This window comes from Shivajiella indica, assembly GCF_042683085.1.
GTDB lineage: Bacteria > Bacteroidota > Bacteroidia > Cytophagales > Cyclobacteriaceae > Shivajiella > Shivajiella indica.
In genome coordinates this window covers 262877-282176 of the sequence record NZ_JBHUIV010000010.1, presented here as the reverse complement: position 1 = coordinate 282176, position 19300 = coordinate 262877, and the positions used below count along the sequence as shown (strand labels likewise).

General features: G+C 36.1%; 17 protein-coding genes. 6 read left to right on the top strand and 11 right to left on the bottom strand.

Annotation, left to right across the window (positions count from 1 at the left end; genetic code table 11):
• Positions 1-78 precede the first annotated feature (78 nt).
• Both ACFSKV_RS04615 and ACFSKV_RS04610 read left to right on the top strand, forming a co-directional pair.
• Positions 79-798, top strand: a complete 720-nt coding sequence (locus ACFSKV_RS04615; protein ID WP_380800708.1) for a hypothetical protein — start codon at positions 79-81, stop codon at positions 796-798.
• Between the two features lies 1 nt (position 799).
• Entirely contained in the window at positions 800-1804 is a 1005-nt protein-coding gene (locus ACFSKV_RS04610) for an FAD:protein FMN transferase (RefSeq protein ID WP_380800707.1), read from the top strand.
• Between the two features lie 10 nt (positions 1805-1814).
• On the opposite strand, the gene ACFSKV_RS04605 is transcribed toward ACFSKV_RS04610, so the two are convergent.
• The 7 genes from ACFSKV_RS04605 to ACFSKV_RS04575 all read right to left on the bottom strand — a co-directional run bounded on the left by ACFSKV_RS04605 (position 1815) and on the right by ACFSKV_RS04575 (position 8767).
• Positions 1815-2495 (bottom strand): hypothetical protein, encoded by a 681-nt coding sequence (locus tag ACFSKV_RS04605; RefSeq protein WP_380800705.1) that lies wholly within the window; start codon positions 2493-2495, stop codon positions 1815-1817.
• Between the two features lies 1 nt (position 2496).
• Positions 2497-3162, bottom strand: a complete 666-nt coding sequence (locus ACFSKV_RS04600; protein WP_380800704.1) for an NAD(P)-dependent oxidoreductase — start codon at positions 3160-3162, stop codon at positions 2497-2499.
• 281 nt (positions 3163-3443) lie between these two features.
• Positions 3444-4496: a S41 family peptidase gene (locus ACFSKV_RS04595; protein ID WP_380800703.1), complete on the bottom strand. Its 1053-nt coding sequence runs from the start codon at positions 4494-4496 to the stop codon at positions 3444-3446.
• A gap of 39 nt (positions 4497-4535) precedes the next feature.
• Complete coding sequence (locus tag ACFSKV_RS04590) at positions 4536-5354, bottom strand: hypothetical protein (protein WP_380800702.1); 819 nt, start codon at positions 5352-5354, stop codon at positions 4536-4538.
• Positions 5355-5367: 13 nt separating this feature from the next.
• Positions 5368-6801 carry a S41 family peptidase gene (locus ACFSKV_RS04585; protein WP_380800701.1) on the bottom strand — a complete coding sequence of 478 codons (1434 nt, stop codon included), beginning with the start codon at positions 6799-6801 and terminating at the stop codon, positions 5368-5370.
• Between the two features lie 112 nt (positions 6802-6913).
• Positions 6914-7696, bottom strand: coding sequence for a LytR/AlgR family response regulator transcription factor (locus ACFSKV_RS04580; RefSeq protein ID WP_380800700.1), 783 nt, complete (start codon positions 7694-7696; stop codon positions 6914-6916).
• A gap of 12 nt (positions 7697-7708) precedes the next feature.
• Positions 7709-8767 carry a sensor histidine kinase gene (locus ACFSKV_RS04575; protein WP_380800699.1) on the bottom strand — a complete coding sequence of 353 codons (1059 nt, stop codon included), beginning with the start codon at positions 8765-8767 and terminating at the stop codon, positions 7709-7711.
• A 284-nt stretch (positions 8768-9051) separates the two neighbouring features.
• On the opposite strand from ACFSKV_RS04575, the gene ACFSKV_RS04570 reads away from it, so the two are divergent.
• The 3 genes from ACFSKV_RS04570 (at position 9052) to ACFSKV_RS04560 (ending at position 10805) form a co-directional block, all read left to right on the top strand.
• On the top strand, positions 9052-9624 hold the full coding sequence (locus tag ACFSKV_RS04570) for a Crp/Fnr family transcriptional regulator (RefSeq protein WP_380800698.1): 573 nt from the start codon (positions 9052-9054) through the stop codon (positions 9622-9624).
• Positions 9625-9799: 175 nt separating this feature from the next.
• Positions 9800-10234 (top strand): DUF4345 domain-containing protein, encoded by a 435-nt coding sequence (locus ACFSKV_RS04565; RefSeq protein WP_380800697.1) that lies wholly within the window; start codon positions 9800-9802, stop codon positions 10232-10234.
• Positions 10218-10805, top strand: a complete 588-nt coding sequence (locus ACFSKV_RS04560) for a DinB family protein (RefSeq protein ID WP_380800696.1) — start codon at positions 10218-10220, stop codon at positions 10803-10805. Before ACFSKV_RS04565 ends, ACFSKV_RS04560 begins: the two co-directional genes overlap by 17 nt.
• A 95-nt stretch (positions 10806-10900) precedes the next feature.
• On the opposite strand, the gene ACFSKV_RS04555 is transcribed toward ACFSKV_RS04560, so the two are convergent.
• The 4 genes from ACFSKV_RS04555 to ACFSKV_RS04540 all read right to left on the bottom strand — a co-directional run bounded on the left by ACFSKV_RS04555 (position 10901) and on the right by ACFSKV_RS04540 (position 16071).
• Positions 10901-12466, bottom strand: a complete 1566-nt coding sequence (locus tag ACFSKV_RS04555) for a S41 family peptidase (protein WP_380800695.1) — start codon at positions 12464-12466, stop codon at positions 10901-10903.
• A gap of 44 nt (positions 12467-12510) precedes the next feature.
• Positions 12511-13041: a dihydrofolate reductase family protein gene (locus ACFSKV_RS04550; protein WP_380800693.1), complete on the bottom strand. Its 531-nt coding sequence runs from the start codon at positions 13039-13041 to the stop codon at positions 12511-12513.
• Between the two features lie 43 nt (positions 13042-13084).
• Positions 13085-13813 carry an MBL fold metallo-hydrolase gene (locus ACFSKV_RS04545; RefSeq protein WP_380800692.1) on the bottom strand — a complete coding sequence of 243 codons (729 nt, stop codon included), beginning with the start codon at positions 13811-13813 and terminating at the stop codon, positions 13085-13087.
• 278 nt (positions 13814-14091) lie between these two features.
• Complete coding sequence (locus ACFSKV_RS04540) at positions 14092-16071, bottom strand: hypothetical protein (protein ID WP_380800691.1); 1980 nt, start codon at positions 16069-16071, stop codon at positions 14092-14094.
• A 144-nt stretch (positions 16072-16215) separates the two neighbouring features.
• Here ACFSKV_RS04540 and ACFSKV_RS04535 point away from each other — a divergent pair, with 144 nt between their 5' ends.
• Entirely contained in the window at positions 16216-19224 is a 3009-nt protein-coding gene (locus ACFSKV_RS04535; RefSeq protein ID WP_380800690.1) for a ligand-binding sensor domain-containing protein, read from the top strand.
• Positions 19225-19300 lie beyond the last annotated feature (76 nt).

Here is a 19300-nt window from a genome sequence, read left to right as displayed (position 1 = left end):
GATGTGATTCAGTTAACTGTGCAGACCTCCTTATGCAACTTCAACTGTCCCGAATCCATCTACCCAAAAAAAGCAGCCATGAACAGAATATTATTGATCCTTATCGTGCTATGGCTTTTAAGTCTTATTCAGGCAAAAGCTCAAGCCCTCTTACCACCTTTGGAGGAAATGCCCTTATCCCGGGAAGTTTACCTCATTTTAAAAAATGGAGATAAAATTTCAGGTCAGCTTTTAAATTCAACAAGTGGTAGAGGAATAAATAAAGTAAAGCTCATGGACGATTCCGGCATTAAACATGAATTCAAAGCCATTGAAATCTTTGAGTTGGGTATTTTTTCCAATGAAATGGTTAAAGCACAATATCTAAATGAAAGTTCTGCCTCCATAAAGGCGATGATAAAAACTGATAGAAGTGCCATCAAACAGAATGATTATGTTGTGTTCAGAAATGCACAATTAAACGGTGGCAAAGAATTACTTCTTCAACTTCTCAACCCCCATTTTGACGATAAAATAGAGGTTTTTCATGCAGTAAATGCGAGAAAAACGACTCCTCTCAGAAAGGGGACTATTACCTTAACAGGGGAAATGCAGCGTGTTTATTTAGTTTCTAAAGAAGGCTCTTCTACATTTAAAGTAAAAAAGGGTAGTTATCGGAAAAGTTTTCATCAATTGTTTACAGATTGTCCTGATTTAATGTCAATCAAAAAACCTAAATTCAGGGATTTTGGAAGACATATTTACTACTACACCGAATCCTGCGGTCAAGGAGTAAATGAATATTTCTGGGAGAATTAATATGAAGTTGACAAAACAACTATTTATCCCCTTAAGCATTACTGTCCTAATTGCTGCAGGAATCCTTTGGTCTGAATATAAAGCGGAAAAAGAACCCTTTGTTTTTTTAGAAGGAAAGGCATTGGGCGTTTTTTATTCTATTTCGTATCAAGGAGATCCAAGCCTCGAAAGGGAATTGGACTCACTGATCAATGATTTTGACCGTGCTGTAAATATAAACATTCCTGATTCTGATATCTCCCAGTTTAACAAGTATGGAAAAGCGGAAAACTTTTCCCCGCACTTATATGGGCTTCTGAAAGAATCTTTACATTACTATGAGATTTCAGGAGGTGTAGTAAGCCATAGTATATTACCATTGATAACGGCCTGGGGAAATGAATTTTCCAATAAAAAAGAAATGACAGTTGAAAGGGTTGATTCTTTGAAGGCCTTGTGTGATCCTGGCAACATTGAAATCACCCCAGGACGTATCAGTTCCAGAATACCAGGAACTATGTTGGATCTGAATTATTTGGACAAAGGTCATCTTATTGACCTATTAAGCGAATACTTTAAAAATAGAGGTGTTGTCAATTTTCAAATGGAATTTGGATTGGATGGGGTATCATCAGGTAAACCAAATAATCAAAACTTCCATAATTTCTTTACAAATATTCCAAAAGATTTAAAAGGGAATAACCTACTTGAAAAAAGAGTCAATCTTAAAAATACTGCCTATTCAAGTTCCGGAAGTCTGGACAAATTTTATGTGGATGATAAAGGAAACAAACATTCACATTTAATTGATCCACGAACAGGATATCCAATAAGCAATGGCATCCTTTCCACCAGCATCAAAGCACCCTCTTGCATCCAGGCTGATGCTATGGCTACAATTTGCATGATTCTGAGTTTAGAAGAATCCCAGAAAATGATCAATGTAAACCCTGACCTCGAAGCCATGATCATATATAACCAAAACGGAATTCTTCAAATCTGGCAGTCTGAAGGTTTTGAAAAATAAGCCTATACTATTATTTAATCACAAAATATTCAATCCAAACTCCAAGTAGAACATGCCAAATCAAATATAATCCCAACCTGCAGATGAGAGAGAAAATCCATCCCCATTTCCTGAAAAAATAAAGTTGGATGAAATTGAAAGTAAAACCGGAAACCAAACTGTACACAATAAACAACTTCGGTTCAGAAGGCATTTGTTCCAATGGTTCCCAAATTGAAAGCAGGAAAACAACCACCAAGATTAAATGATTTTTCAACCTTGAAATGACATATTTTTCAATAATCAAAAGAAAAAGAGTCAAAGGAATCAGCTTATAAACAATTTCCATGTAAAGGCCGCCAACAAAAAAGAGAAAAAGGGAATATGGAAAAGGCTGGGTATAAGGTGGTAAGGTGGTATGGGGTTCATTTCTCAATAGTCCTTCAATTACCAAAACATCCAAAAAGGCAAAAGCCATCCCAGTTGCAAAGGGAATTATCCACTTTTTTCTTTCTCTCTCATTTCCGAGAATTTGCGGAAGTCCGGCTTTTCCTTGAAAATTTGCAAAAACCCAGCCAAGGCCCAACCAAACAAAATCAAACCATCCAATTACTCTAATAAAACTGATACCATCCTCCAAAATAGTTCCATATGCTTTGGTCAGCAACAAGAGGATAAAAAAGAGCAAAAAGAGAAAGTTAATTTTTTTCATTTTAGGAGCAGATTAATGGAATGTGGTGTATCAATTTCCTATTTTCCAAAGAATCCAATAAAAATCCTGCGGTATCTTTTCTGCTTATCGTTAAAGATGGCCTTTCATGATTATTTAATATCACCTTAACCGGTTTTCTTTTTTTTGAATTGACCAAACCAACAGGCCGAACAATGGTCCAGTCCAGCCCGGAGTTTCTGACCATAGATTCCTGCCTTTCATGTTCCAGGTAAGCTGGAGCAATGTTACTGTTATCAATTAACCATGAAAACCAGGCCGGAAGCGTATTTACGCTTTCCCCTACTCCCCATGCAGAGGTAAAAACCAATCTTTTTACATCCTTATCATGGCAGGCCCCAATGAGGTTTTTCATGGTCAGGGATAAAAAATTTTCCGGTGTTCTTAAAGGGGCCCAAGGAAAATCTGAAGTCCTGGAGATATTCAGGCAAGAAATCACTGCCTGACATCCATCCATAGATGGATGTAGGTCTTTGGGGATTCTGGTATCTCCTTCAAATACCAAAAGGTTTACATGTTTATGATGAACCTTTTTTCTATCTCTTACCAACACATTGACACGATACCCTTTACTTAAGGCCAAATCAAGAACTTCTCTACCTGTTCTACCTGTTGCGCCTAAAAGTAATAATTTATTTATCCCTGCCATCTAATTTGATCTAAAGTGATGTCTCAATTAAGTAGATACACTTCCTTTTTGAAAAGTTGCATAATGGATCAAATTCCTCTTGCCGCACCGGTTACCAATGTAATTTTATTTTCAAGTCTCTTTTTCATATATAGTACAAGATAATTATTGACATCAATTAGGAGCTTAATTACCGAATGATTTAAAAAACCAAAACAAGGTTGCTTTTCCATCAACTTATTAAAAATAAAAGAACAGGATATTTTTCAACATCCTGTTCCAAAAATTCAGTTAATGATTTTTTAATTTTCCTTCAATTCTTCGATTGCTTTTTCCAAGACTTTATCCAATCCGGATTGGACTTCAGCTATGGTATTCTGAATCAGCTCATGGGGAGGAATTCCCTTCCCTTCATAACTGATTCCGTTTGCGTCCCTAAAATCTCCAGTGCTGATGGCATATATCCAACCATTTGGCAGTTCTCTTTTTGGATTGTCTGAAAAGGCTCCATAAGTTGAATCTCCTAAAACTTTCACATGCTCAATAGTCTTCATGGCCAACACAAAGGTCTCTCCGGCACTACCAGTTTGTCTGTTGGTCAATACTTTCACCGGTTTATTGTAACTGATATCCATATTGGGAGTAGTCCTCCACTCTATGGGATGTCCAAAATTATCATGACCTGGACCATTTTTGAATTTTGTACGCATATACAATTTGGATTCTTTTGTAAAAAATCCCGCTACCTCTTGGGAAGACCTGTCATAGCCTCCTTCTATCCCTCTGGCATCAAAGATCAAACCTTTTGTATTGGTCATGTATGGGATGATGGTCTTTAAGGCATCATAATAAAAACCCGGATTCATACCCAGATTTTCAATATATATATATCCTATTTCTCCATCGAATTTCCCGTAAATCACATCAGGTTCTACACTGTTTCCTATGATATGTTCTTCAGACAATTTATTTCTGACCAAATCAAGATCAAAATCGCCCTTTGGGTAAACCGGGCCACTATCAAATCTTCGAAAACCGGGATCCGGTTTAACCATCCATACATGTCCATCATTAAGTTCTGCCAACATTTCTGATACTAGATCAAATAATTCATCAGATGACATATTATCATTTACCCTGGGTTTGTATTCCAGATAAATCTGATTCCAATCCAGGTTTTTAACTTCAAATAAGGCATACATCCTGTCAAACTCGTTCCATAAAACCTCAAAATTCTCCACAGGTGTGTTTTGAGGTTCCTCTCCCAACATAAGGTCATTGCATGAACTTATTATTGTCAAAATCATCATTAGAACGCCCAAAAGGAGAAACCGCAATGAACTTTTATTATTCATATTTTTCATTTCTTCAAACTTTAAAATTGTGAACGGATACTATTTAGAAAATTGAAACTTATAGACATAAGCCAACCCGATTTGATGGTCGCTCATCTTGATGGATCGGGGTTGATCATAGCTCAGCCATTGGTACCGATAAGTAAACCTGATGGAATTCCTTTTGGACAAAGCATATTGATAGGCAATTCCGATTTCCGGGTGAACATATTTCCCCAAGAATTCCCATTCAGCTCCTTCCAGAAAAGCCCTGCTTTGGGATTTGTCAGGCTGTGAAACCACATTACTGAAGGGCATCCTAGCTACAGAAGCTACCAAGGGGATTGAAATATTGCCCTCTATTTGATGCCTTTCCCCAAATTTCCTGATGAAGGTGTAATTGGATGAGAACTCCAAAAGGTTCATGGTCCAAATATTCATAGCCAAGCCATCTGCATAAAAGAATGAATCGCTGATTTTTAAGCCCAAATAACTGGTGTTTTTGGAATGGGTTGAAACCTTTCTCAGGTATTGCGCAAATAGCATCCCCTGATATAAGGTAGGAACCAAATAGAAAGGTTCTCCCCCTTCTTCAAATCTGAATTGCCTTTTTCCAAGGGCTGGGGCAATCATTTCTCCCATTCCGGCCTCAAAACCAAAATACCATAGATTCCTAGGGGTAATTCTTCTATAATCTCCTTTTAGCCCGTTTGAATTCGTGAAATATTGCATCGGTGAGGCTTGCCAATCGTGTAACTTGTTGGTTCCTCTTGTTATACCCAGGCTGGCTTCAGCTCCATGACTTTTTGACTCCTGTGCAATGGACATACCCCTTCCAAGGCACAGAAAAACTGTGCAGATCAATAAGATATTTTTCATAAAAAGGGTTTGCTTAAAGTGCTGGTTGTGAAATGATAAACTTAGGTTTTTTGATCAACTCCAATGAAAAATCCATAATAGGATCGGTTTTGCCAATAATATCCTGAACCGTGACTTCAACTGGATAATCAGGAAGAATTCCCCTATCCATTGGATTCACATCTGTCAAATTTTCCATATGAAATCCCAACAAAGGAATTCCTAAATCAATTTTTGAATTGGGCAGGGTTACTATACTGAAAAATCCGCTGGTATTCATGGCATAACCTCCTGCGGTTTCAGAACCTATAATTGTAACTCTGCCATCTGATTTGGCACGTGAAGCAAATTCGGTAGTGACGGAAAAACTCTGACCATCCAACAATAAATACACCCTACCCCCATAAGCAATTTTATAAGGTTTTTGCTTTTTCAATCCTTTTTGAACGGTAAACTCTTTTCCGTATTTTCCATTTTTATTGAACAAAGTAGCCAACTTGAATAAGGTAGAGGTCTTGGATTCAAAATCAACTTTCTGTTTTTGCTTAACAGAAATTCTTTCATAATATCTGAATGGCTCCTTTGCTATATATTTATACAATTCAATACCCCAGTTCTCATTTCCTCCTTCATTTCCCCTTAAATCAATAACCAGGTCATCCACCGGATTTTCATTGATTTGGGTAAAGGAATTTTTTAGAAATTTCTTGAAATCAGGTTCTGATGGATAAGCAAAGAACCTATCAATATCCAGCCATGCTACATTCCTTTCCTTAATCTCAAATTGAAAAGGTCCTTCATCTCCTTGATTTTCCGGAGAATCTGTTTTTATCTGGTTCAGACTGATTCCCGAAAAACTTAATTTTTGTATTTCTCCGTCGATTTTTATTTCAACAACATACTCTTCTGCGATTCCAAAATTTGTAGAATAAAGCGCTGGAAAGTAATGGTTAAGCTGGTAATATTTTCCACCTTCGGAAAATCCATCTCCAAAAGATGAATTCTGCTTGATCAGATCAATAATCTCACCTATTGGTCGGTCGTTAATAGAAATCAATTCTGCAGATATGGGGACTTCCTTCCCAGCAAAATGCCCCAGAACAAAGGCCTGATCCATATCAAAATACAGTTTTAAAGGGAAAAGGTTATCCTCATAAAATTGATAATACATATCCTTCCCTGCTAAAATCCATTTAGTGTGTCCGCAGTGGAGCGCAGAAACCAACGGGGCCATAGATAGGTAGAATTCCCTTACGGTCATTTCATGATTCATCCCCTTTTTTACCAGTTCAAACAGCAGTTCATACTCTTCCTTTGAAGTGTATCTGTACATTTCCGGATGTTTGGCCTCCAAAGCTTCTTTGAAGACAGTAAGATCGGAAATCATTTGATCGGGGGTCAATTGCTGAGCTGATAGCCCAAAAACAAACCCGAAAGTTGCCAAAATTAAAAGCAGTTTCTTTTTCATAATTATAGTGGTTTAGTGGATCAAATTTGGAGTTAATCCACATCTTTTAAAAGGTGCTTCCTACCCAAATGGAAGGAAAGTAAACCGAAACGTTAAATTTCCAAACTGGAAATTATTCACCCATCCACTTTTTATAATCTGATGCCCGTTCCCTACTCACTAAAACCTCATCTTCAAATGCAGGAACCAGGTTGATTTTCAATTTATTATTAAAATAAAAATTGGTTTTTTCTATTGAATCAATGGAGGAAATCACCTGCCTGTTCAATCTAAAAAACCGTTTATTATCCAGCATTTGCTGGATCTCATCCATATTATAATCCACCACAAAATCTTTTCCCGATTTGGTCCTGATATGGGATATCTTATTTCTCGAAAAGAAGTAAGCAATATCATGGATATCTACAGAAACCAGCCTTTGGCCCATTTTACTCAAAAACCGTTCACGTTTTGGTTGACTGTTTGCCACATTCAATTTGAGGTCTTCCAACAGTTTCTCTATGCCAACTATATTGTTTCCGGATTTTGCTCCTAAGGCATGCCTCATATGGTCAAGCTTATCAAAGGCCCTTGACAGATCTTCTTCTTTGATTGGTTTTAGCAAATAGTCAATACTGTTTAACTCGAATGCCTTAAGGGCAAACTCATCATATGCAGTGGTGAATATAATCGGGCAATTCACTTTAATTCTTTGAAATATTTCAAATGACTGACCATCGGATAATTCAATATCCAAAAAAATCAGATCAGGCTCTCCATGGTATTTCAACCAATTGACCGTCTCTTCAATAGTTTCAGTAACCCCCAAAACTTCAATTTCCCTATTCAAAAGCTGAAGTTTTCTTTTCAGCTTACTGGCATTATGTTTTTCATCTTCTACGATCAATACATCCATTATACAACAATTCTAGATTACATCGGACAACTTCATTTTTGTCATCTCTTGGGAAGAAATTAATGCCAATTGGACCTGAAATGATTCCTCAGAATGATTGATGATCACTTCAGGCTGATTGAGCAATTTATATTTGGAAATGATATTTCTCAGGCCCATTTGAGGGGAAGCTACCATATTCAACTTTTTATTTAGATTATTTTTCACAAACAAATTACCCATTTCATCTGTGAATATTTTTATTACCAGAGGAGTCTTGTCCGAAACTGCATTATGCTTTACTGCATTTTCAACCAATAGCTGTAAAGTTAATGAGGGAATATAATGGTTTTCATATTGGGGATATACCTGTATCTCCAACCTGATTCCTTTCCCAAAGCGAGTTTCCAAGAGATTAAAATAGGTCTTTATAAAATTCAACTCTTCTTTCAAAGGAGATAAAACCTGATCCTGGGTCTTTAAAACATACCTGTAAGTATCCGCCAATTCATCTGTGAATTTTTCTGCCAAAACAGGATTTTCGGGTATCAAAGAGGATAAGGTACTCAAGCTATTAAATAAAAAATGGGGGTTGAGTTGAGATTTCAGAGAAAGCAGCTGGCTCTGTAAATGTTCTTTCTTCAGTTTTTCTCCTTCAAAATGAGATCTATACCATTGCCTATAAAAATACATGGCTTCATATATGGATGCTATGGGTATGATGAAGAAAAAAGGAACAACTATATTAAAAACATAAGCCCTAGAGGATAAAGCATAACCCCAAAATTGGGTTGAATCATAATAATAGGACAAAAGAAATCTTGTGGTAACAGTCATCACCATAAACCAAATGACCTGGGTTGAAATTCTGGCTGTTGTGGCCTTTATAGTTGGAAACTTCCTTCTGGAAAGCAAAATTCCCAACCGATTGGTTTCCCAAAGCAGCAAACTTTCTCCTACACTTAAAGCCATGGCAGTAATCCTGCTGATTTCCGCTGCCTCATTTTGAGCATCAAAAAACACCAGGTTGGAGAGCATCCCTGTCAATGGGACGCCTATTAATCTAAGCCATTTGTCATTTAAGCGGTCCATAATTCAATTTGGGATAAATTTCAATAAAATCAGTGGATTATCCACTGTCATACATCTTAAGAATCAAATCGAATTACCGAAGTGTCAAATTTTTATCCCGAATCGGATTTCAAAACAAAACACATCCCAACCAATTCAAAAATAGAATTTAAAAGCCCGATTTGAATTTGGTCTACAAATAGTAAATCGTTTAATTTTAGTTGAAGCATTAAAGGCAACCACACTGTAACTTTTTTCATCATCATTATTAAAACATATTGTAATATTTAACATGAATCATAAGGATGAAAGAAATATTAAAAGTAATCACCAACAATATTTCACCTTTGTCTGAGGAGGAATGGCAGGATTTTCACCAAATCTGGAAGCCATTCTCCTGTAAAAGAAAGGAATGTTTATCCCCTGTAGGCAAAAGAGAAGACAACCTTTACTTTATTACTGAAGGTCTCCAACGGATTTTTTATGAAGACCAGGAAAAAGAAGCCACCTTGATCTTTACCTACCCACATTCATTTGGGGGAATACTGGATTCATTCATTCTGAGAACTCCTTCAAAATTCGCCTATGAAGCTTTAACTCCTTCAAAATTCCTTAGAGCCCATCACGATGATCTTGAAAAACTTTCTTTAAAACATGCCGGTATAGCAAAATTTATCAAAATAGGAATTACAGGAGCATTGGCAGGTGTGTTGGAAAGACAGGTGGAATTACAGACTTTCAGTTCAGAGGAAAAATTCAGAAAGCTTTTGAATAGAAGCCCGCATATCTTACAAATGATCCCTCATAAGTATCTTGCAAATTACATAGGTATAGACCCTACTAACTTTAGCAAATTAATAAATAGTATAAAACTTTGATTTACAATATTTTAATATATTTAATCCAAAATTAAATTGACCTAATTTTAAGTTTTGCCGATTCTTTTTCTTTTGCTGTAAAAAATCGATCAAAGTGAAAAAATCTTGGTAAAAACCAAAAATAAACTTCTTACTACAGGCCAATTTTGTGATATAATCTAAACCAAAATATATTATGAAAACTATCAAAATCTTAACCGTGCTTTCCAGAGTATTCATTTTGTTTTCTGGATTGGCATTACTCTCGGTGAGTCTAATGGCCTTTCTTTCACCCCAATCTGTCATGGATCTGGTTCAGGTTCAGCTTACCAACACAGACGCGTTCAGCTCAATTAGAGGAATTTACGGTGGAGTGGGTCTTACTATCGTTTGTACACTCATCTACCTCTCAATTAAAAGCCCAATCCAGGGATTGGGCTTTTTAGGGATGTTATGGGGCTTTTATGCGCTCTCGAGAATTATTACCATCTTTTCTGAAGGAACCTTGGGTACATTTGGAAACCAATGGTTAGTTATTGAATCAATTATGTTTCTAATTGCAATTGGCCTGTTTTCAGCCCATAAAATTTTAGAAAAAAATAAAGAATTGATTTATGAATTTGCAGAATAAAGAGAACTGGATAGAAAAAATGGAAACTTTGGTGGAAGAACAATTGGAAACTTCCACCAAAATTTTTCAAAATCTTGCGGAGGAAGCTTTGATTTTTTCTGATTCCGGAAATTGGTCTATAACTGCATGCCTTGATCATCTCAATAGCTATGCTGCATTTTATTTACCACGAATCAAAAAAGTATTGGAGTCCTCAAAATCAGAAAAAGATACCTCATCAATCAGACTAAGTTGGATTGGTTCTTATTTCATCAATATGATGAAACCAGTTGAAAATGGAAAAAAATTCAAGGCCATAAAAAAGCATTATCCCAACGTTCAGAATGCTGCTCCATATCAAATTGTGGCTGAATTCATCGATTACCTTGAGGAAATTCAGGAAATTCTCTTAAAAGCAAGAGGCAAGGACCTTAATAAGGGAAGTATCTCCAGCTCCATTTCTTCTTTGGTATTATTAAGACCTTGTGATGCTATTGAATTTCTATTAGTACACAACCAAAGACATGTAATTCAAGCCAAATATCAGCTGAAAGCATACCAAGATCTTCATCCAAAGAAAAAGGAAAATTGAATTTTTCAAAATCTCTGAGTGTCAAAAAAGCGAAAGACCTGACAGGTTTTAAAACCTGACAGGTCTAATCTGCTTCAATGTTTATATTTTAAAAATTATTTTGAATCTAAAATTTCTATCGCTCTTTCAATCCAATCTTCATTCCCTTCCGCTCTTACCATAGGAGGAATTCCAATAAATTCGTATTGGCTATCTTTTTCATAACGGGTTGTACTCATCCCAAGCTGATATCCCATGGGAGTTTGGACAGGAAAAACATTCCCATATCCTTTATATCCACCTGAGTTTAGCCCTAATGTAATTACTTTTTCACTTTGCCGGGCTAGCAAAATTAAATTTTCACAGGTACTGGCACAGCCCCTATCCATCAGGATCACAATTTTTCCAGGTTTAATAGGAAGTGGTTTATCCTGATGGTAATAAGTGAGACGGTATCGCTTATCCTCACTCATTGCATTGATAAAAACAAATTGTTGCGATCCGAAATTGATCTCCATAGATTCTCCCAATTCCTCAATAGAATCAAACATATTGACAAATTCCCCTTCACCGGCTACTTCCATTTTTTGAATCAATTTCTTCAAATAATCCATTGTACTTTTACCATATTGGAGAGAATCATTTTTTATTTGATCATAGAAATCAGAGTACGTTTTTAAGTTATCCTTTGTAGCATATAATTGAGGCAATTCAGTTTTCAGCGTGTCAGTATAAAACATAGGAATAAAAGGTGCCAATAAGGCATCGCTGCCTCCACCATTACCTCTGACATCGATGATCAATTTGGAAATTCTTCCAAGATCTTGTTCGTGAGCAATGATGAGCGAATCCAGCTGGTTCTTAAAATAACCTTCAAAAGTCTTAAGTGATAGATAACCAATATCATCTTTCAATCTCTTGAATTCAAAAAGTTTTTGATCTCGCTCCAGCCCGGACGAAAGTGTTGGGTTTTCCTGAGAAACTGCCCCCTTTTTAATCCATGAGCCCAACACATTACCCTCTAAATTCACTTGTTCGGAATTAAGATTATAAAATTTATAATAGAAATACCCTTGAAAACGGTTTTCGCCCAATGCTTTAAGTTCAAATTTAATCTGACCAGGTTCCCATAATCTGGTTTTAGAATTTAAAATAACCCCATAATAATCCCTAAAATCAGTTTGATTTTGAAGGACTGCCACGCTATAGGCCCCATCTTGCGTCTCGTAAATCCCTTCTACAATGTCCGCATTTCCGGAATTCAAATAGGCTTCAATTGCTGGAATATCCAGTTCAATCCTTTCCCTTTGCTGAAATCTGGAAGATGCAAAAAATTGCTTCAAAGCCTCTTCATTATTTTCATCCACCTGATACCCCCTATCATTGATTTGGGTATGGTTATCTTTAAAAAAAGAAAGAAACCTTTTTAAATAAACAATACAATGATCGGTAATTGGGTCATTTTGGATCTCTTTTTTCAAATTCTCAACGAAATCCCCATATTCTTCAAGGTTTTTGTCATTTACATTGTCCCTGTAAGCAGCATGATTTCTTTCAATATAGCTTTTTAGAAATTCAAATTCGTCCAGACAATTGCAGGTTTCAACCTCAGCAAAAACAGAGTTACTTATTATTCCACAGAGAATTAAAGGGGTCAGCAAATAAAAATAAATTCTTTTCATGTCTAAATTTTATTTTTTTGTTTTTCTATTTGATTTCCAAGTTTCTATTCATTTAATACTTCATAATGTAATTGCACCAATCCTGTATCAAAGCTTTTTGAACTTAGGAGTTTAAGGTCCTGATATGGAATACCTTTGGCAAACAGTGGGATACCTTCTCCAAGCAATACAGGAATTATTGAAATTATCATTTCATCGATCAGCTTAACCTGCAGCATCATTCTTACTACTTCTGAGCCGCCATCCACAAAAATGTCTTTCCCTTCTTTCCTTTTAAGCCTGTTGACCAAAGATTCAAGGTCATCTGAATAAAAATGAATATTTCCGATACGTTCCCTTATTTCTCTGGTGATCACATATGTTTCTTTGCTTGCATGGGGGAATTCCAGAACTTTGGACATCACCCATTCATAGGTTCTTCTACCTAAAATCACGGTATCGACAGCTTCCGTAAATTCATTATAACCATAATCCTCACCTTCTTTGGCTACCTTGTCCAAAAATGACAGGTCATCTCCTGGCATGGCAATGAACCCATCTAAACTGCAGGCTATGTATAATATTACTTTTCTCATTTTCAATGTATTATTTCTAAGGTTATTACAAAATATTTAATAGTCATAAATATTGAGAAATTAACTTATCCAGTTTTGAATCAATGTCCATTTCAAGTATACCGCCATGGTAACAAATTACCTTTTGAGGTTTGAGTTCTTTCAGTTTATGAATTGAATTAATGGCATTTTGTAAATCCAATGTGAAGGAGGGGTTTGCTAAACCAAACTCTCCATTCTCCAGAACCAATGCATCATTGGCAATTAGAGTTTTTTGTTCCGGTATAAAAAAAGAAATATGTCCTCTAGTGTGACCTGGTGTGTGAATGATGATGATATCATTTTCAAATACCTCGCCATCCTCAAATGTTTTATCAACCTCAAATCTTTTAATGTCTTTCAATGATTGAATAAAATCCAAAGCCCAACTTTTGCTGATATCTGGCATGGAGTCTAAAAGATTTTCTGCTTGTATTAATCTTTCAGATTTTATTTTGCCACTTATTGAATTTTCTTCCAATACCCCACAAAAAATCTGAATGGATTTATTTTTTTCTTTAAACTTTTTTAGACCTCCCAAATGATCTATATCATCATGGGAAATGAAAATTCCATTTATTTGGTCTATACAAAGTCCTTCGTTTTTTAGTGCAATGAAGAATTCTTCAAAAGATTCTTCATAACCACAGTCAATAAGAAATACTTTGTCTCCCTTTCTGATTATTGATGGATATAAGGTTATTTTTTCATTGTTCCTTACATGCTTAATTTTTAAAGTAGATATAACCATCATGAAAATTCGATTTCAAATTATAGATACTTTCTCCTGAAGAAACCTGCTTTTACCATTTATTGAACCTATCTTGAATAGGAAAAGAAAACCTGTTCATTCTGTCCATTGCTGGAGCTTTTCAGCAGGTAGGTTATTAACCCTCCTTCACGCACCTGCATTTGGTATTCATAAGTCAATTCAATTTAGTGATTTCTCATTGTCAAAGTTGAAGGTTTAAATCCTATCATTGGAAGTTAATTTCTCCTGATCCCATAATTGGGGAACCAGGAGAAATTTGATCAAAGCCTAAAATAGGAGAAAGTTGAATTGTCGGGATTTGTAAATTTCAACTCCCAAAATACCTTTCCTGAATTAGGATTGAATACCCTGTTGATTTCATACTTAATAGGAATATTTCCGGGAGTAATTTGCTCATCCACATTCTGATCGGGGGCACAACTGTTTTCGAATTTGCTTTTCCAAAAGTCCTGAGAAAAAGTCAGGAGGGAATTTGTCACTTGAATTGTTCCTGTAATGAATTCAGCAGAATAGGAAATACAACCAGGATCAAAATGATGCCTCTCCGCAATTGTCCAAATAAACTTACCTGATTCTGAAACCTTTAACCCAAAGCCTTGTTGAGCGGTCATATTCCATGGATCTGCTCCACCTTTAAACCAAATATTATTGGTTTTATCATATAGCTTTGTATCCACAGTGTAATATTCTTCATTTAAACTCCACCAGTCCACCCAATCACCTACAATTGAAGGTGGTTCCGGATTGTTTAAGACTTCCGGGTAAGCAAAACCCTCTGAAAAGTCAGAAAAAATATTGGAAGTGGCTACATCACTATTTATCAAATTGGGCTGCTGGGCAACAACCCCATATCCCAGCCCATGATGGAATCTGGAGTCTCTGGTAAGCAACCTGCCACTGACCAATACATTACCTTTTTTATCAAAACCTGAAAATTTCGTGGAACCTGCATAAGATACTTCAGTCCTTATCAGTTTGTTATTTAAAGAAAGACTATTAAAATGTATTCCTTTCCAAAAACCATTGAGTGTTTTGTCACGGGCAGTAAAAACAACCCTATTTACTTCAGAACCAGTTGCGTCCAAATATCCATTCCCTTCTATCTGAATCATTTTATTAGCAATCATTTCAAAAATGGCTCCTTCCATGATTTTCAATCCTGATTTTATGATCAAGTCCGATGATACCAAGTAAGCTGATCTGTCATTAAAGGCTGTCCATTGTATAGCTTCATAATGATCAAGTTCACCACCGGTTTCAATTCCATTGAAACCGTTATTATCATTGAATCTGGAATGAAAGTTCAGTTTGTGCAGTTGTCCGGCAGGCACATAGGCGGCTGCAAGGAGGTTATTGGAAAAATTATTATTTTCAAAGACATTAAAATAAGATTTCCCTGCCAAATATAAACCATACCCCCCACTTTCTGAGATCGTGCTGTTTTTAAGGTTAATGGCTGATGCAGAAATCTGATCACCTTGTAAAATCAAATTTCCTTTAATAAATGGCATTTCCTGAAAACTTTCACTTCCGCCAAAACTAATGGAAACATTTTCAAGCACATTTTCTTCTGAATTGCTATAAATTAAAATCCCTTTCCAAAATCCTTTAATTTTTTCTTTTCCTGTAAAAAAAATCCTGTTGTTGATTGTTCCTTTCGCATTGATAGATCCTAAAGGGTTGATTTTAAGGCCTGTGTTTTCTTCAAATTGAATGACCACCCCGGGTTTAATTGTTAATTTGGCATTGACAGCTATTTCGGCACTTACTATGTAATCTGGAATGGCAGGATCCTCATGCACATCTTCCAAAACCAAATCTTGATCAATGTCCGAAAAAAGTGAATTTCCGTTTCCTGGTTCATTGGGCCCTTCATTATCCTTAAAATGAACAATTACTTTTAATTCATCCAGATCGAATAATTCACCTTTAGATGCTTTCAGTTCCAGAATATATTCTCCAACTTTATCTGGATTGAAACTTGCATCTGCTTGGTGGGGATTTACAATTTCTGTTGTGCTTTCTTCAGGCTTTGATCTGAAAGACCAATAAAATTCAACAGGGTCAGTGGCTCCTTCCGAAGATCCATACAATAGTACCTCAGAATTAAGCCATACTTCTTGGTCTTCACCTGCTATGGCAGTTATGGATTCAATTATTGGAAAACTTATTTCTTCATGGCAACCATTTAAGGACAGCACGATGATAATTGATAGATAGAATAAAATTAACTTTTTCATATTTTAGATTTGTATTCTTTAAAAAGATGGATTCTATTCTTCTTTAGTTGCTCAGTTAACAGGAAGTTTTCATCACATATAGATGTGATTTAAGGTGTTTTTTGGAAGAAAAACGATATTCACTTTGTATTTTTACCTAGTAAAATGAGGTCAATAATTACTTTCTCTCTCTTTTTTTTGTTGGTTTTTCTATCAAAGGCCAATCCAAACCGTTTTTTCAATAGAATTACTGTGGATGATGGCCTGGCTTCCAACAACGTGTATACTGTCTGGCAGGATAAAAGAGGTTATATGTGGGTAGGAAGCTCTAATGGCTTGCAACGCTTTGATGGAAAGTATTTTCTTTCATTTACTATTGAAAATCCGGTAAAATTACCTGCGCAGCCGGTCAGACAAATATTGGAAGACACCCAAGGGCAAATGTGGATCAGGTACGGGGACCACTACGGTATTTACAATCCCTCCAACATGAGCTTTCAAGAAGTCCCATTTGAAAAAAGTGAAGTAAGGTATCATGGTGAAAAACTATGGATGGACAGTAAAGGGAATATTTTTGTCCTTCTCAGGAGGAATAAACTTCTTGTTTATGACCCAATTAAGAAAAATTTTACTGACCACAATGTGCCGGTTTCTTTACCCGATGGTTATCAACCCAATACCATTTTTGAAGATAAAAAGACTGGATTTTATTGGGTAGGCTGCCAACAGGGAATGGCAGTATATGATCCAAGAGAAAAAAAATCCTACTCAAAAGGAAATAACCCCCTTCATTTGCCCAATCTTGACCATGAAGATGTCAAGATAGTTTTTGACTATCATATTGACAGCAAAAGGGTACATTGGATGGTTTATTGGAACCCAAATCAGAAATTTTTGGCTTTTGATGAGAATTCTGGAAAATATCTTAAAAATTTAGGTGCACTGACTTTTAATCCCGAAGGAGAATATCGTGAAGTAATAGGTTTTTTTGAAACACGAAGCTATGATAGATTTTATTATGGTGTCAATTATCTCTTCCAAAATATAGAAGGGAATCCCTACTTTGATTTTATCAGAAATGAATTCATGCCCTTTTCTCAAATTTATCATATGTTTGAAGATAAAGAGGGTGGAATTTGGCTTGCCTCTGATGAAGGAATTTACCATTACAGCAATTACTCTCCTGACATTCTTTATCGTTTTTTCCGTGAAAAAGAACCCAAACACCTTTTTTTGTCTATCGCAGAAATAAAAATGAGAGACAGTTCCAATAGGGAATATTGGATAGCAAGCTGGGGTAAAGGTTTGTTTTTTTTAGATCAGGATTTATATGAAATCAAAAGCCCAAGCTATTCAGCTGCTCTTCCTGAATCAAAGGAATACAGGCAACCCTGGTGCATACTCCAGGAAAGAAATTCGGGTTTAGTTTGGGTCGGTGCCCAAATGGGTGTATTGCAGGTTATTGATCCGGAAACAAAGAAAATGGGAAATTATAAATTCCCCATATTCAGGAATTCCACAATCAGAAGTATTTCCCAAGATGAGGAAGGAAACATCTGGTTTACAACCCAACGCGGGGATCTGATCAGGTACAATGCCGGAAAACCATTGGAAAATGAATCTTTCGAATTGGTAAGGGAATTTAACGGATTTTCATTTGCACACCTTGTGGACAAAAATGACCGGGTATGGGTTTGCACTTCCGATAATGGCGTGTATATACTGGACAGAAAATCAGGGGAAACTATCCGTCATCTTGATGACAAAATTCTTTCTTCCAATAAACAGGAAAAAATCACACAGCTGAACGATAGTATATTCTTCTTTGGATATGACCTTTTGAATGCTTATAATGCCAATACAGGAGAAAACAGGATTTTATCGTATTCGGAAGGGATGATCAGCAATGATATCCTTCATATGCAAGCAGATCAGGATGGATTTCTATGGATATATACTCCTATAGGAATATGTAGATACAATTATTTCCAGAATTCTTTTACTCATTATGGAAAAAAAGACGGGTTTGGACTTATAGAAAGAGATGGTCATGGTGGTCTTTTGACCTCGGACAATAGGATGATTTTTACAGGTTATAGTTCCCTCTTCAGTTTTAATCCCAGTCAATTCAACAGTTCCATCAAACCGGACAGGCCTACTTTGACCAATATCAAACTGTTTGATCATTTTCTGTTTGTGGATTCTTTGAATACAGACAAAAAAAGGACATTTTCCTATGACCAGAATGCCTTCACTTTTTTCTTCAGCACTTTGAATTACACCAATCAGGATAAACTTAAATATTTCCACAGATTATCCGACATAGATACTGAATGGCAGCTGAGTGGATTCACCAATATGGCGGTCTATTCTTTGTTGCCCCCTGGAAAATATTCCCTGGAATTCAGGAGTGAAAATGAGGAGGGGGTTTCTTCTCCAATCGGATCCTTCTATTTCAGAATTTTGCCTCCATTTTATGAAACCTGGTGGTTTAGAATTTTAATAGGTCTTTCTTTAGTATTTATTCTGGGTGTCATGTACAGGCTACATATCAATAGAATATTGGCAGTAGTAAAAGTGAGAAACAGGGTAGCAAGAGACCTTCACGATGATATGGGATCCACTTTAAGCACCATCAATATTTTGAGCACCATGGCCAAAACCAAACTGAACTCTGATCCTGTAAAGACCAGTCAGTATATCTCCAAAATATCTGATAACAGTCAACGCATGATGGAAGCGATGGATGACATTGTTTGGAATATCAAACCCCAAAACGACAGCATGGAGAAAGTGATTGCCAGAATGAGAGAATTCTCCACCAATGCCATGGATGCCAGGGATATAGACTTCAGGTTTGAAGTTGAAGAAAATGTTTACGGGGTTAAATTACCTATGGATACACGTCGTGACCTGTTCTTAATTTTCAAAGAGGCCATCAATAACCTGGTGAAATATTCTAAATCAAGCAGGGCATTTATTCATTTTTCCATCAAGAAAAAACACCTTCATATGCGTGTAAGAGACTACGGAGCAGGATTCGATTTGGCAAAGGCCGATAATGGAAATGGACTTAGCAATATGCAGAAAAGATCAGAAAACATGGGGGCAACCTTGAAAATCACTTCCGAAAAAGGTGAAGGAACAGAGGTGATTTTAGATATCAGGATTTAAATTTCTTTACCCTTAAAAAAATCTCATTGCAAGAGGAAGATATTAATAAAACTTAGTCTTTTGCTGATATTAGGTT

Excerpts from the sequence above, each read along its gene's own strand:
- ACFSKV_RS04540 (WP_380800691.1), bottom strand. The coding sequence starts at position 16,071 with ATGAAAAAGTTAATTTTATTCTATCTATCAATTATCATCGTGCTGTCC.
- ACFSKV_RS04555 (WP_380800695.1), bottom strand. The coding sequence starts at position 12,466 with ATGAAAAGAATTTATTTTTATTTGCTGACCCCTTTAATTCTCTGTGGA.
- ACFSKV_RS04560 (WP_380800696.1), top strand. The coding sequence starts at position 10,218 with ATGAATTTGCAGAATAAAGAGAACTGGATAGAAAAAATGGAAACTTTG.
- ACFSKV_RS04550 (WP_380800693.1), bottom strand. The coding sequence starts at position 13,041 with ATGAGAAAAGTAATATTATACATAGCCTGCAGTTTAGATGGGTTCATT.
- ACFSKV_RS04615 (WP_380800708.1), top strand. The coding sequence starts at position 79 with ATGAACAGAATATTATTGATCCTTATCGTGCTATGGCTTTTAAGTCTT.
- ACFSKV_RS04570 (WP_380800698.1), top strand. The coding sequence starts at position 9,052 with ATGAAAGAAATATTAAAAGTAATCACCAACAATATTTCACCTTTGTCT.
- ACFSKV_RS04600 (WP_380800704.1), bottom strand. The coding sequence starts at position 3,162 with ATGGCAGGGATAAATAAATTATTACTTTTAGGCGCAACAGGTAGAACA.
- ACFSKV_RS04605 (WP_380800705.1), bottom strand. The coding sequence starts at position 2,495 with ATGAAAAAAATTAACTTTCTCTTTTTGCTCTTTTTTATCCTCTTGTTG.
- ACFSKV_RS04585 (WP_380800701.1), bottom strand. The coding sequence starts at position 6,801 with ATGAAAAAGAAACTGCTTTTAATTTTGGCAACTTTCGGGTTTGTTTTT.
- ACFSKV_RS04590 (WP_380800702.1), bottom strand. The coding sequence starts at position 5,354 with ATGAAAAATATCTTATTGATCTGCACAGTTTTTCTGTGCCTTGGAAGG.
- ACFSKV_RS04610 (WP_380800707.1), top strand. The coding sequence starts at position 800 with ATGAAGTTGACAAAACAACTATTTATCCCCTTAAGCATTACTGTCCTA.
- ACFSKV_RS04535 (WP_380800690.1), top strand. The coding sequence starts at position 16,216 with ATGAGGTCAATAATTACTTTCTCTCTCTTTTTTTTGTTGGTTTTTCTA.
- ACFSKV_RS04580 (WP_380800700.1), bottom strand. The coding sequence starts at position 7,696 with ATGGATGTATTGATCGTAGAAGATGAAAAACATAATGCCAGTAAGCTG.
- ACFSKV_RS04545 (WP_380800692.1), bottom strand. The coding sequence starts at position 13,813 with ATGATGGTTATATCTACTTTAAAAATTAAGCATGTAAGGAACAATGAA.
- ACFSKV_RS04565 (WP_380800697.1), top strand. The coding sequence starts at position 9,800 with ATGAAAACTATCAAAATCTTAACCGTGCTTTCCAGAGTATTCATTTTG.
- ACFSKV_RS04595 (WP_380800703.1), bottom strand. The coding sequence starts at position 4,496 with ATGAATAATAAAAGTTCATTGCGGTTTCTCCTTTTGGGCGTTCTAATG.
- ACFSKV_RS04575 (WP_380800699.1), bottom strand. The coding sequence starts at position 8,767 with ATGGACCGCTTAAATGACAAATGGCTTAGATTAATAGGCGTCCCATTG.